The sequence below is a fragment of the Bifidobacterium biavatii DSM 23969 genome, from assembly GCF_000741165.1.
In the GTDB taxonomy this organism is placed as follows: Bacteria; Actinomycetota; Actinomycetes; order Actinomycetales; family Bifidobacteriaceae; genus Bifidobacterium; species Bifidobacterium biavatii.
In genome coordinates this window covers 250,970-264,639 of sequence record NZ_JGYN01000004.1, presented here as the reverse complement: position 1 = coordinate 264,639, position 13,670 = coordinate 250,970, and the positions used below count along the sequence as shown (strand labels likewise).

Annotated in this window: 10 protein-coding genes and 1 pseudogene; 10 read left to right on the top strand and 1 reads right to left on the bottom strand. The window is 66.3% G+C overall.

Translation table 11 applies throughout. From position 1 onward, the window contains the following. Positions 1-29 precede the first annotated feature (29 nt). The 4 genes and pseudogenes from BBIA_RS02325 (at position 30) to BBIA_RS02310 (ending at position 5,571) form a co-directional block, all read left to right on the top strand. Positions 30-2,288 (top strand): annotated as a pseudogene (locus BBIA_RS02325) (primosomal protein N'). A gap of 144 nt (positions 2,289-2,432) precedes the next feature. Then, positions 2,433-3,137, top strand: coding sequence for an HAD family hydrolase (locus BBIA_RS02320; RefSeq protein ID WP_033493007.1), 705 nt, complete (start codon positions 2,433-2,435; stop codon positions 3,135-3,137). Positions 3,138-3,469: 332 nt separating this feature from the next. Next, on the top strand, positions 3,470-4,441 hold the full coding sequence (gene fmt / locus BBIA_RS02315) for a methionyl-tRNA formyltransferase (protein ID WP_033493005.1): 972 nt from the start codon (positions 3,470-3,472) through the stop codon (positions 4,439-4,441). A gap of 785 nt (positions 4,442-5,226) precedes the next feature. Further along, on the top strand, positions 5,227-5,571 hold the full coding sequence (locus BBIA_RS02310; protein WP_033493003.1) for a DUF6176 family protein: 345 nt from the start codon (positions 5,227-5,229) through the stop codon (positions 5,569-5,571). 440 nt (positions 5,572-6,011) lie between these two features. Here BBIA_RS02310 and serB read toward each other — a convergent pair whose 3' ends face one another. Continuing rightward, positions 6,012-6,623 carry a phosphoserine phosphatase SerB gene (gene serB, locus BBIA_RS02305; protein WP_238548409.1) on the bottom strand — a complete coding sequence of 204 codons (612 nt, stop codon included), beginning with the start codon at positions 6,621-6,623 and terminating at the stop codon, positions 6,012-6,014. 161 nt (positions 6,624-6,784) lie between these two features. Between serB and BBIA_RS02300 the strand changes: the two genes are divergently transcribed. From BBIA_RS02300 to pafA, 6 genes are all read left to right on the top strand, one after another. After that, positions 6,785-7,486, top strand: coding sequence for a DedA family protein (locus tag BBIA_RS02300; RefSeq protein WP_420796675.1), 702 nt, complete (start codon positions 6,785-6,787; stop codon positions 7,484-7,486). Beyond that, positions 7,483-9,045, top strand: coding sequence for a proteasome ATPase (gene arc / locus BBIA_RS02295; RefSeq protein WP_051923663.1), 1,563 nt, complete (start codon positions 7,483-7,485; stop codon positions 9,043-9,045). Before BBIA_RS02300 ends, arc begins: the two co-directional genes overlap by 4 nt. Before the next feature lie 171 nt (positions 9,046-9,216). Beyond that, on the top strand, positions 9,217-10,869 hold the full coding sequence (gene dop / locus BBIA_RS02290) for a depupylase/deamidase Dop (RefSeq protein WP_033492999.1): 1,653 nt from the start codon (positions 9,217-9,219) through the stop codon (positions 10,867-10,869). A gap of 157 nt (positions 10,870-11,026) precedes the next feature. After that, entirely contained in the window at positions 11,027-11,854 is an 828-nt protein-coding gene (locus BBIA_RS02285) for an inositol monophosphatase family protein (protein WP_033492998.1), read from the top strand. Between the two features lie 122 nt (positions 11,855-11,976). After that, the gene (locus tag BBIA_RS02280; protein ID WP_033492997.1) at positions 11,977-12,174 is read left to right on the top strand and encodes a ubiquitin-like protein Pup; all 198 of its coding nucleotides are present in this window, start codon (positions 11,977-11,979) and stop codon (positions 12,172-12,174) included. After that, positions 12,174-13,637 (top strand): Pup--protein ligase, encoded by a 1,464-nt coding sequence (pafA, locus tag BBIA_RS02275; RefSeq protein ID WP_033492996.1) that lies wholly within the window; start codon positions 12,174-12,176, stop codon positions 13,635-13,637. Before BBIA_RS02280 ends, pafA begins: the two co-directional genes overlap by 1 nt. The last annotated feature ends 33 nt before the right edge of the window (positions 13,638-13,670 follow it).

The window sequence follows — 13,670 nt, the reverse complement described above, 5'->3', positions numbered from 1 at the left end:
GCGCCGGGCATGTGGTACAACAGTGACCTATGACCACGCCGCACGCCGAACAGTTGGCGCTTGACGGGCTCGCCCCGCGCAAGCGCCGCCGTCGTGCGCCGGCCGAACGCGAACCTGCCGTCGACAAGCCGATCGCGCAGATCGTGCTCGACGTGCAGGCCACGCATCTGGGCCGCACGTTCGACTATCTCGTCGACGAGAAGCAGTCCGAACAGGCACTGCCCGGCACGATGGTGCGCGTGCGCTTCGGCGGCCAGCGCGTCAGTGGCATCATCTGGAACCGTACGGACTCCAGCGACACGCCAGAATCGTCCATGCGTTACATCGAACGCGTGCTCACCCCCGAGCCGCTCGTTTCCGCCGCCATGCGCCGCGACGTCGAGCTCATCGCCGACGCGTACGGTGGCACCCGCGCCAACATCCTGCGCTTCGCCGTGCCCGCGCGAGTCGCCCGCGTCGATCAGGAGCAGCGTCTTGCCGAATCCGGCGCGTGGCAGGGCCGGCGGCGGTTCACGGACGCGCAGGCGCAGGCTCGCGACGCCGGATTCGGCCGGCTCGCTCAGTCGTACGATCATGCGCGGCAACTGCGCGACGCGCTTGAAGGCACGGCGTTTGCCTCGTTCGTCGTCGACGCGCTGCCGGGAGCCGCACGATGGGCGCGTGATCTGGCATGGATGATCATGACCGCGCTGCTCGCCGGCAAATCGGCCGTCGCCGTGCTACCGACGAACCGTGAGGTCAACGACCTCGCCGCCGTATTGACGGCCGCGTGTGGACTGCGACCGTTTGCACCGAACCAGTCCGCCAACGGCGGCTACAGCGGCGATTTCGCGATTCTCGAAGGCAGCGCCATGCCGCCTGCCGAACGGTACCGCGCCTATCGGGCCGTCGCCACCGGCCAGGTGCGCTGCGCGATCGGCGCGCGCTCGGCCATGTACGCGCCGGTCGAAGGCCCCGCCCTGTTCGTCATCGTCGACGACCTCGCCTATCAGAACATGGACGGCTTTATGCCGTATCCGAACGCGCGCGGCGTGCTGCGGCTGCGCGCCAAAGCGCACGGCGGTGTGTTCGTCAGCCTTGCCAACGTGCGCAGCCCGATCAGCCAGTGGGAGACGGGCGACCCGTCGGCCGTGCGCGAAACCCCCACCACCGGCTTCAGCACGGCGATCAGGCCACTGCCCGCCGTCGTCAAGGAGCAAAGCCCGTGGATCCGCTGGCTCAACCGCGACGAACTCGCCCGGCTCGCCGACCCGAGCATCGGCGCGCGTGTGCCGCACACCGCCGTGCGCATCCTCACCAAGGCGCTCGAACGCGGGCCTGTCCTGCTGTCCACTCCCCGCCGACGGCATCACCGAAGCGCTCAGTTGCGCACGCTGTCACCGGCAGGCGCGCTGCCCGCGCTGCACCGGTCCGCTCGAGCACGATCCGCGCACGAACGGCGTACGTTCCGCTGGTGCGGCGCGGCCGTCGTGAACTGGACCTGTCCCGGTGCGGCGGCGACCGGCTGCGCGTCGTGCGCGTCGGCGCGGCCGGCACCGCGCAGGAACTCGCCGGACTGTTCCGCGGCGTGCCGATCGTCGTCTCGTCGCGCAGCCAGCCGCGCGGACTCGTCGACACGATCCCCCTGCCGGCCGCAGATCGTCATCGCGACTCCCGGCTGCGAGCCGCGCGTGCTGCCGGTCGACGGCAATGACGGCGCCGCGGGCCGCGAATACCGGGCCGTGGCGATCCTCGACGCGTGGACCAGCCTGTACGCGCCCGGTGTGGACGCGCGGCCGGACGCGCTGGCCAACTGGATGCGATCGATGGCATTGTGCGCGCCCCGATCACGCGGCGGACAGGGGCTGCTCATCGGCGAAACCGATCCGGTGATCGCCCAGTCGCTCATGCTCTGGGACTCGCGGCTGCTGGCCGCCAAGGAGATCGAGGAGCGCGCACAGACCGGCCTGCCGCCCGTGCTCGCGGCCGCCTGCGTGTGGGGGCGACGAGACACGGTGATGCAGGCCATACAGCGGCTCGGTGCGCTGCCCGGCGGCGAGTGGGGCACGGTGAACGTCGGCGGCGAGGACATGCCGGCCATGCTCGGCCCCGTGCCGATCCCGCAGCCGCCCACCGTGAACGCGCGCGAATTCGCCGACACGGCGGATCGCGTCAAGGCCGTGGTGCGTGTCGCCCAGTCGCGCAGGGCCGAACTGGCGATCCGGCTGCGCACGATCGTCGCCCGGCACGTCGCCGCGCGCGAGCCGGGGGAGCTGCGGTTCCGGCTCGATCCGAAGGACCTGATCTGACATCCGATCCGATCGACGTCCACGATTCGCCGTGCCGTCGCGTCGCGTTCATCCGCCGCGGCCGAAGCGCGCGCGTCCGGTCGGCGCGGCGTGGGACGATAGCCGTGGAACATACCGACGTTCATGGTTGGAATGGAGGACCATATGAAGGGTTGGCCGGGAGAGCCGAACATGGAACACGACGTGCTCATGGCGGACGGCAACGCCGCCTCCGCCGCGGGCAAGCCGATCACCGACGTGATCTTCGACTTCGGCAACGTGCTTATCTACTGGGATCCGGCCGCCGCGCTCATCGCACGCTACAGCCAGGAGACCATCGACCAGTTCCTCGACAACGACGTGTCCGGCTTCTACGACGGCAACGACCTCATGGACGCTGGCGCCACGCCCGCCGAAGGCGTCGCGTGGATGCGTAAGACCCACGGCGACAAGTGGGCTGACATTCTGCAGTACTACGTCGACAACTTCGAGGATTCGCTCACCGGCATCGTGCCCGGCATGCGCGTGCTCGTCAACGATCTCAAGGCCGCCGGTATCGGCGTGTGGGGTCTGTCGAACTGGGAGAAGGAACTGTTCCACTGCGCGGAGGAGAACTGCAAGATCCTCCAGCAGCTCGACGGCAAGCTCGTCTCCGGCTTCGTCAAGCTGCGCAAGCCGCATAAGGAGATCTACGAGGCGGCGCTCAAGGACTTCAGCATCAAGGCCGAAACCAGCATCTTCATCGACGACAAGGCCATGAACATCGTCGGCGCGAACGAGGCCGGCATCCGCGGCATCCGTTTCTCCGACTCGCGCAAGCTGCGCGAAATCCTCATCGCGCAGGGCGTGAACATCCCCGCCGTGCAGTAGCCGGCGGGCGGCAGCCGGTACGGTTTGCGGCCGCACGCATATGCGCATGCGGTTCCATGCACGGGCCGTGCGCGGTCGTCCGTTCGCGGTTCCGTTTGCGGACCATGCTCGGGCCGTATGGGGCGCGGCAGGGAGTAGTATGTCGTCGTTGCACTGCTCGCGGTCGGGCGGATGCGTGAATCGCGATGCGAATCGTACTTCGCGGGCGTCCTTCGGGAAAGTCCGCAATGCTTGATGCGACGCTGTGACGCTTGATGCGGCGGGACACCGCCCGTCATCGCGCGGCAATGCGAGACGTCGCATGACAACGTGAGATAGTGAGGAAGGACACCATGCTGAAAATCCTGTTCGCCGGTAGCCCTGACGTGGCCGTGCCGTCGCTACGCGCGCTGGCCACCGACACCGAGCACTTCGAGATCGTGGCCGTGCTCACCCGCCCCGATGCGCCCGTCGGCCGTGGCCGCAAGCTTACCCCGAACCCGGTCAAGCAGGCCGCGCTCGAACTCGACCTGCCGGTCATCGAATCCGACCCGTCAGAGGAATGCTTCGTGCACGAGCTGGCCGCCACCGGCGCGCAGGCCGCCGCCGTGGTCGCCTACGGCAAGATCCTCAGCCAGGAAGTGCTCGACGCGCTGCCGCTCGGCTGGTACAACCTGCACTTCTCCATGCTGCCCCAATGGCGCGGCGCCGCCCCCGTGCAGCGTTCCATCTGGGCCGGCGACAAGTCCACGGGCGTGACGGTGTTCCGCATCACGCGCGCGATGGACGCCGGCCCGATCGTCTCCCAGTGCGGCACCGACATCGGCCGCCACGAAACCGCCGGCGAACTGCTCGCCCGTCTCGCCGACAGCGGTTCGAGCGTGCTCGTGCGCGCCATGCAGGCCGTCGAGGCCGGACGCGCGGCCGCCGTCGCCCAGCAGGAGGGTGACTATCCGAAGGCCGACAAGATCACCGTCGAGAACGCGCACATCGTGTTCGACGCGCCCGTCAACGACGTGGACTGCCAAATCCGCGCTTGCACGCCGAACCCGGGCGCATGGTGCGAACTGCACGCCGACGACGAGGACGGCACGGAACCGACCGTGCTGCACGTGCTGCGCGCGCAGCCCGCCGACATGGACAACCCGAACGCGCCGAAGGACCTCGCCGCGGGCATGCTGCACGCCGGCAAGAAGAACGTGTGGGTCGGCACCCTGTCCGATCCGCTCGAACTGCTCGAAGTCAAGGCGCAGGGCAAGAAGGCCATGAAGGCCGCCGACTGGGCACGCGGCGCCCGCCTCGCCTCCACCGCCCACTGCGCGTGACGCCTTCATATTCATAACGTTGCGGTCCCGTCCGTTGAACAACGAACGGGGCCATGATCATCATTGCCGGGTGCGGAGCTCTTCTCATTGTACGGCGCGTATACGCGAGGATGAGAGTCAATGGCGTCGGAATCGTTCGCACGATTGGGCATCCGATATAACAGGCATACGTCCACTGCCGCAGTCTACTGCTCGCAACCCGCGATACCACCATATGCCGCGCAGTCGTTTACTGAGTGCAACCACGCCCTGTACTAGGGATCGCACGGTCATGAGCGCTCCATCGATCGGTCACGAGGCGGAATGTTACGGACTTTCTCCATCGTGTGACCATGCGTTGCGCGCGGGAGCGGTCACGCGATGGCACACCGCGTAACGCTTCCATCGTGTGACCTTGTTTTTACCGGTTCACCGGTCACGCGATGGCACAACAATCCCTTTTCCCATCCCATGAGCATGCGGTTGGTCACGCGATGGCACAGTCGCCCTTTTTGCCATCGTGTGACCTCTACTCGTGGGCACACGACGGCGGATCACCATATGAACACCATCCCGTGACCGTCCATACGCGAAGGAATGAGGTTTTGCTCTTGCTGCCTGCATAACGCGATGGAAAAATCAAGGGATTTGCCATCGCGTGACCGCCGGCACGAGCGGCAGGGCCTCAACCTCTGCATGCACGACACAATACGAAATACCCCTTGTGCTCTGTCTGGGGACTGTCTGGGGGAGCTGGGAAAGTCGGTGCGGTTACGTGACCGTATGCGCCGCGAAAAGGAGAGCACATGTATACATCACTTGATCGATTCCATATCAAACCCGGCAAGGAGGAACTGGCCCGCGAATGGTTCCAGTACCTCAGCGATCATCTGGAGGAAGGCAATGCGACGATGCCCGCGGAGGGCGCGCACATCGAATCCTGGTTCCTGAACGAGGAACCAGGTGGCCTGTACGGGTATGTGTACGTGATCTATGACGACCGCGAAAAGGCGTTTGAAACGTTCAAGGAAAGTCAAAATCCGCTGGATTTGAAGCACAACGAATACATGCGCGCGTGCATCGACTATGCCGATTACACCGAGATGCGGCCTTCGGTGGCGCTTGGCGACTATTCCGTGTTCACGCGCTGACGTGGTCGTTCACGCCATGCGATGTTCGGCGTTTATTGTTACGACGCCGAGCAGATTCTTGCCGGCAATGTCGGCTGTGGGCATAGACGGGACAATACCGGTGTTCCCCGCCGATTCTATCGGCAGAGGGGATTCCGATCGTGGGCATAACCTAACCATTTGCGGTCATTGATCGTGGGTATAACCCGACCGTGTACGGGATCGTGGGCATGGGTGGTACAGGAACGGGCCCATTTTCGCGCGTTCGTATACCGCCCATGCCCACGAGCATGTGTCGATGTACCGTCTATGCCCACAATGCCCACGACATTGAGCATTGAAAAGACGATCAAGACACCAGCGGAATCATGCCGAGCCGCAGCCGATACAGATATGACGGTGTGAAACCAATCGCCGTGTCATTCGCGGTCCAAGGCAAGGCTTGGATTCACAGACCGGAATCACGGACGTAGGAGGTCGAGGACGAGGCGCAGGTCGCGGGTGTTGATCGCGTGCGGAGCGGCGGCGCGCGTTTTCGGCTTGGCGCAGAACGCGACACCGAGGCCGGAGGCCCGGATCATGGGAATGTCGTTCGCGCCGTCGCCGACCGCCACGGTCTGCGCCATCGGCACGCCCAGCTCCTCGGCCCACGCGCGCAGCGAGCGCAGTTTCACGTCCTTGGTGACGATCTCGCCGAGCACGCGGCCCGTCAGCCTGCCATTCTTCACCTCCAGACGGTTCGCGATCCAATGGTCGAGCTTCGCGTCCGCGGCGAGCATGTCCACCACCTCGTGGAAACCGCCGGACACCACGCCCACCTTCCAGCCGTGCGCGTGCAGCACGCCGATGAGATCGAGCGCGCCGGTCGTGAAATGCAGCGCATCGTGCACCTGCGCGAATATCGAATCCGGCAGACCCTCCAGCAGGGCCACACGTGCGCGCAGCGCCTCCGCGAAATCGAGTTCGCCGCGCATCGCCCGCTCCGTCACCGCGGCGATGCGCTCGCCGCAGCCGGCCGCCGCGCCCAGCTCGTCGATGACCTCCTCGTCGATCAGCGTGGAATCCACGTCCATCACCAGCAGTCCGGGACGGGACAGGGACGGCGCGCCCGCGGCGCCGGACCGCGCAACCGCGACCGGCGCGTCGGAACGGCCGCGACAGTCGCCGTCGCGGGTGTCAAGGTCTTGCAAGGTTTCGCTGCACATGCCACCGATTGTCGAAAAACGTTGGGACAATGACCCCTATGACTTTTCCCGGAACACTGCTCGCAGCCTCCGAAATCCCCGTGTGCACCACCGGCGAAACCGGCCTGATCGGCGCGATCACCGACTGGCTCGTCTCCCTTATGGAAACGGTCGGCGGACTCGGCGTGGCGCTCGCCATCGCCCTCGAATCGATTTTCCCTCCCATCCCCAGCGAAGTGATCCTGCCTCTGGCTGGCTTCACCGCCGCGCGCGGCACGCTGAACCTCGCCGAGGCGATCGTCTGGGCCACCGTCGGCTCGCTGCTCGGTGCATGGGCGCTCTACGGCGTTTCGCGTTGGGTCGGGCTGCACCGCATCCACCGCGCGGCCGACGTGATTCCGGGCGTGAGCCGCAAGGACGTGAACAAGGCCAACGACTGGTTCACCAGGTACGGCACCTGGTCGGTGCTGCTCGGCCGCGTGATTCCCGTCGTTCGCTCGCTCATTTCCATTCCCGCCGGATTTAACCGCATGAACTTCCTGCAGTTCTCCGGCTGGACGCTGCTCGGCTCGGCCGTGTGGAACACGGTGCTCGTCTCCGCGGGCTACCTGCTCGGCGACCGGTGGTGTTCGATCCTCGGCGCGCTCGGCGTGTTCGAGGACGTGGTCATCGCCGTCTTCATCGTGGTCATCGCCGTGCTCGCCGCGCGCAAGATCCGTAGCATGGTAGCGCAACGCAACCGGAAGGGATGATCATGAGCGAAGAGCCCGAGGAACTGGCGGAACTCAACGACCGCCTGATGGAGAAGAACCACGCGCTCGCCCAGGCGCTCACCCGGGCGAGCAAGGAGCTCGCCAAGGCGAAGTCGCAGCTGACCCAGCTCGCCCAGCCGCCGCTCACCTTCGCCACCATGGTCAAGGTCGACTCGTCGCGCATCGACGAGGACGGTGTCCAGCATGCCAGCGCCGAAATCCTCAACGGTACGCGCCGGCTCGTCGTGCCCGTCGCCGCCAACGTGAACGCGGCCCGGCTCACTGCCGGTGCGACCGTCATGCTCAACGAAAACATGGTGCTCGTCGAACAGCGCGGCACCGACACGCTCGGCATGATCCGCACGGTCAAGGAAACGCTCGACGACGGCCGGCTCGTCGTCGCCGACGCGAGCGGCAACCCGCAGCTCGTCCGCCGCGCCGGCGCGCTCGCGTCCGCGTCCGCCGCCGCGATCAACGCGGGCGACCGTGTCACTGTCGACCCGTCCGTGCGCTTCGCACTCGAACTCCTGCCCGAAACCAACGACGCCGACCTCGTGCTCGAGGAAACGCCGGACGTCACGTTTGACGACATCGGCGGTCTCGACGAGCAGATCGAACGCATCCGCGACGCCGTGCAGCTGCCGTTCCTGCACCGCGCGCTGTTCGAACGCTACGATCTGAACCCGCCCAAGGGCGTACTCCTGTACGGTCCGCCCGGCAACGGCAAGACGCTGATCGCCAAGGCTGTCGCGCACGCGCTCGCGGCCGGCTCGGGGGCGGGCGCCGGCGTGTTCCTGTCCGTCAAGGGCCCGGAGCTGCTCAACAAGTACGTCGGCGAATCCGAACGATTGATCCGTCTGATCTTCAAGCGCGCGCGCGAACGCGCCGCCGACGGCCGGCCCGTCATCGTGTTCATCGACGAAATGGACTCGCTGCTGCGCACGCGCGGCTCCGGCGTCTCCTCGGACGTGGAGACGACGATCGTGCCGCAGTTCTTGGCCGAGCTGGACGGCGTGGAGCGGCTTGACAACGTCATGGTGATCGGCGCGTCCAACCGCATCGACATGATCGACCCGGCTGTGCTGCGTCCCGGACGACTCGACGTGAAGATCCACATCGACCGGCCGGGTGCGGAACAGGCGATCTCGATCGTGCGCCACTATCTGACCGACGACCTGCCGCTCGAAGCAGGCACGGACGCGGACGCGTTGACGCAGGCGCTCGTCGACGACGCGTACGCGCGCGACGGCCATCGCCACCTGTGCGACGTGATGAACGATCAGGGCGTTTGGACGGCCGTGCATCTCGCCGACGTGGCGTCCGGCGCGATGCTCAAGAACATCGTCGACCGGGCCAAAACCAAGGCCGTCAAGGCGTCGATCGTCTCCGGTTCGCCGGTCGCGCTGAACGCCGCGATGATCGGCGCGGCGGTCGGGGACGAGTTCGTGGAGACGCGCGACTCGGTGCTCGACGCCGATCCGGAGCAGTGGAGCCGCGTCAACGGCATGGACGCGGGGCGCATCGTGCGCATCCGGCCGGCGGAGGAGACTTCCGAATAGTCTCGACCGTTCCCGCTCGGCCAGGTTGGCAGGCCGGCGGGCAGAGCGGACGGCCCGAACCGATCGCGCGCCAATACGCAATGCAATCGCATGCAATAATCGTGTGGCAACGTCATCATGCAATATCATCATTACGTCATCACACCAATAATGAACGGGAGCAGACACGGCATGAGCGTGAAACGAGTCATGGGCACCGAAACCGAATACGCGGTCTCCCGCGCCGACGGACAACGGGCCAACCCGGTGCAGCTGTCGTTCGACGTGGTCGGCGCGGCCGCCGACGGCGCACGCGCGCGCATCCGCTGGGACTATCGGCAGGAGGACCCGGTCAACGACGCACGCGGCACCCGTCTTGAACGCGCCGCCGCACGTCCCGACATGCTCACCGACGCGCCCCAGCTCAACATCGTCAACGTGATCGCGCCCAACGGCGGCCGCGTGTACGTCGACCACGCGCACCCCGAATACTCCGCGCCCGAAACCTGCGACCCGTTCGAAGCCGTGCGCTACGACCACGCCGGCGACCTCGTCATGCTCGCCGCCGCGCGCCGCGCGTCCGAGGCGACCGGCACGCCGATCGTGCTGCACCGCAACAACGTCGACGGCAAGGGCGCCAGCTGGGGCACGCACGAAAACTACATGACCGAGCGCGCCGTGCCGTTCGACGTGATCGCGCGGCTCATGACCGCGCATTTCGTCTCGCGGCAGATCTACACCGGCTCGGGCCGCGTCGGCATCGGCGAGAAAAGCGAGACGGCCGGCTACCAGCTGTCCCAGCGTGCCGACTACGTCCACATGAAAATCGGCCTGCAGACCACGTTCGACCGGCCGATCATCAACACGCGCGACGAATCGCACAGCACGTCGCGATTCCGCCGCCTGCATGTCATCGTCGGCGACGCGAACCGCATGGACGTGCCGCAGGCGCTCAAGCTCGGCGTCACGTCCATGCTGCTGTGGCTCGCCGAACACGCCGACGAAGCCGGATTCAACCTGTCCGCTTTGCTCGACCAGCTCGAACTCGCCGATCCGGTCGCCGCTATGCACGACGTGTCGCACGACCTGACGCTCGCCCGGCCGCTGCCGCTCGCGAACGGCGGGGAAACAACCGCGTGGCTGATGCAGGTCACTTTGCGTTCCGCCGTATACGCCGCCGCGGCGATGATCCACGGCACCGACACGACCGGAGAGCCCGCATGGCCGGACCGTTCGACGCGTTCGATCATGGCGATGTGGGGACAGGCGCTCGCCGACACGGCCGCCATACGCCATGCCGACGATGACGCGCGCCTGACGATGGCTGCCGAAGCGGGGCGTCTCGAATGGCTGTTCAAATGGCAGCTGCTTGAGAAAATGCGCCGCAAGGGTTCGCTCGACTGGTCCGATCCGCGGCTCGCCGCCATCGATTTGAGCTGGGCCGCGCTCGACCCGGCGCATAGTGTGTTCGCCAAGCTCGCCGCGCACACGGAACGGGTTGCGACGGACGCCGACGTGCACGCGGCGGCCGAACATGCGCCGGAGGACACGCGTGCGTGGCTGCGCGCCGCGATCGTGAACCGGTATCCCGAACAGGTCGTTGCCGCCTCGTGGTCGCATCTGACCGTGCGCCGGCACGCCGACGCTTCGCCGCTCGGCGACGCCGCATTCGACGCGTACGGCAATGCGAGCCGGCCGGCCGAAAGAGCGTCCGACCTGCTCACGCTTGACATGTCCGATCCGCTGGGCTTCGGCCGCGCGGCATGTGAACGCTTTGTGGACGAATCTGACTCGGCTACCGGAATCGTTACGGCTGCGGACGAAAACATCACATTTCCTCGGTAAAATTCTGCTCAGCACACGACGCCATGACGCGTACCGCGCGGCCAATCACCGGATTGATTCTTCGGAATCCCCGGAATTCCGCCGCGCGAGAACAGACAGACGAAACCGCACTATCAGCGCACCGCTGAGACAACCGAGGAAACCGAGGAACATGACGATGGAACTGAGACAGCTTGCACTCGAAGTGGCGCGCATCGCGCAGGACGCCGGCCGCCACGCGCTCACCGACCAGCTCAACCCGCGAGACCTGAAGGGGATTGACCTGTCACCCACCAAACAGTCTTCGCTTGACGTGGACGACCGCCTGTCGCGGTTCATCATGAACCGCCTGTCCTACATTGACAACTTCAACGGCCGTTGGGAGGACCGTCCCGAACAGTGCCAGCCGGGGGAGCGCTACTGGTGCGTCGGCAACATCGACGGCGTCATCAACTACACGCGTAACATGCCCGAATGGGCCATCACCGTCTCCCTGTTCGAGTTCAACGAGGAGGGCTCCGCGCAGCCGATCGTCGGCGTTGTGCACGCGCCCGCCCTCGGTGTCACTTATCTGGCGGCCCGCGGACAGGGCGCGATCCGCATCCGCAAGACGCAGATCGGCGACAAGCGCGAGAAGATCATGCCCTCTACCACCGAGCATCTGCAGGGCTCCGTCGTCAGCTACGGCATGTCGTACGTGTCCGAGGAGTCGAAGCGTGCGCTGAACGTGGTGAGCGCGATCGCCGGCAAGCCCGCCGACATCAAGCGCGTCGGCCCGGCCTCGCTCGACCTGTGCAAGGTCGCCGACGGCACGTACGACGCGTACTTCGAACCGAACCTGCACCGTTGGGACGTACCCGCCGTGTCCGCGGGCGCCGTCGTGTGCTGGGAGGCGCAGGCCAAGCTGCGCACGTGGAGCGGCGGCTTGGTGCACTGGCGCCGTGAGAACGACATCGTTGCCTCGAACGGCCTGATCATCGACGAACTGCGTCCATACCTGCACTGACGGCGCGCTGCGCGCACGTCGATGCGGTTATGATCGTGCAGTGACCGTACGTGAATGCTCCCTGTGATCGTCCGATCGCGGGGAGCATGTTGTTATTGGATGAGCAGCAGGGGAGGACCACCATGCCTCAGGAATTCGCACAGGCGCACGCGCAGGAGAATGCCGCCGCGCAGGACGAGCAGAACGTCGGCCAAGTGAAGGCCGAAGCCGCCGAAACGGCCGGCGACGCGCTCGACTCGGTGCTCGACGACATCGAATCCGTGCTGGAAACCAACGCCGAGGAGTACGTGTCGAGCTTCGTGCAGAAGGGCGGCGAGTGATGCCGCAGCTGCGCGACAGCGGCAACAGCGGCCCGGGCGCGAGCGTCGAACGATCTCCGGAATTCGAGGGATTCGCGCGCATTTTCGGCGTGGAAACCGAATACGGCGTGTCCGTGACCGGCGCGAGTCGGCCAGTGGACGCCGGACAGGTCGCCATGACCATGTTCCGTCCGATCGTCTCCCGCTCCCGCTCCACGAACACGTATCTCGCCAACGGTTCGCGGCTGTATCTGGACGTCGGCTCGCATCCCGAATACGCGACGGCCGAGGCGCGCCGCCCGATCGACGCGCTTGCACAGGACATGGCCGGCGAACTGGTCATGCGTCGGCTCGCCGCGCAGGCGCAGCAGCAGCTGCGCGACTCCGGCTACGGCGACGGCCTGCGCGTGCACGTGTTCAAGAACAATGCCGATTCGGCCGGGCACTCGTTCGGTTGCCACGAAAACTATCTCGTGCGCCGCTACGTGTCCCTCGAACAGGTCGAGCACGAACTGCTGCCGTTCCTCATCACGCGCCAACTGTACACGGGCGCCGGCCGCGTCACCGACGAGGGATTCGAGATCACGCAGCGCGCCGACTATCTCGACGAGGCTGTTTCCTCTGCGACCACGCGCTCGCGTCCCATGGTGAACACGCGTGACGAACCGCACGCTGATCCGGAGGAGTTCCGCCGCCTGCACGTCATCATCGGCGACTCCAACCGCTCGCAGTGGGCCACGCGCATAAAGCTTGCCGTCACGCATTTGGTGCTGTGTGCGATCGAGGAGGCGGCGCGTCTTGGCAGACCGTCCGGCTGCGAGGCGTTCGCGCTGGCCGATCCCGGCGAGGCGAACCGCGCGGTCAGCCGCGACCTGACCTGCCGAACGGCGAAGCTGCGTCTGGCCGATGGCCGGGAGCTCACCGCGATCGAGATTCAGCGCGGATACCTGCGCATCGTCGAACGGTTCATGGCCGATCACCGTACGCTGGAGGGCGAGTCGGACGTCGACACCAGCGACATGGAACGCACCGTCGACGAATGGCGGCAGGTGCTGGAACTGCTGGAATCCGGGCAGGGCGAACGGCTCGCCGACCGTATCGACTGGGCGGCCAAGTTGCGTCTGTTCGAAGCTCTGCACGCGCGCAAGGGCGGCATGATCGCCCAGTCCAAGCTCACGCAGCTCGACATGGACTATCACGATATCGCGTCCGGCACGGTGTATGACGCGTTGCTGCGACGCGGCATGATGATCCGGCTACTGAATGACGATGACGCGCAGCGCGCGCTCACTGAACCGCCGGTCGACACGCGCGCCGCGTTGCGCGGACGATTCGTCTCCGCCGCGCTCGACGCCGGCGCCCAGTTCGCCTGCGATTGGACGCGGCTGACGCTGACCAGCCCGGAACACCGTGAGGCGGTGATGCTCGACCCGTTCGACGCTGATCCGTCCGAGGACTACGAGCGGCTGATGGCCGCGCTGTGATCGTGCTGGCCGCGACCGCGCCGTGAGATGACC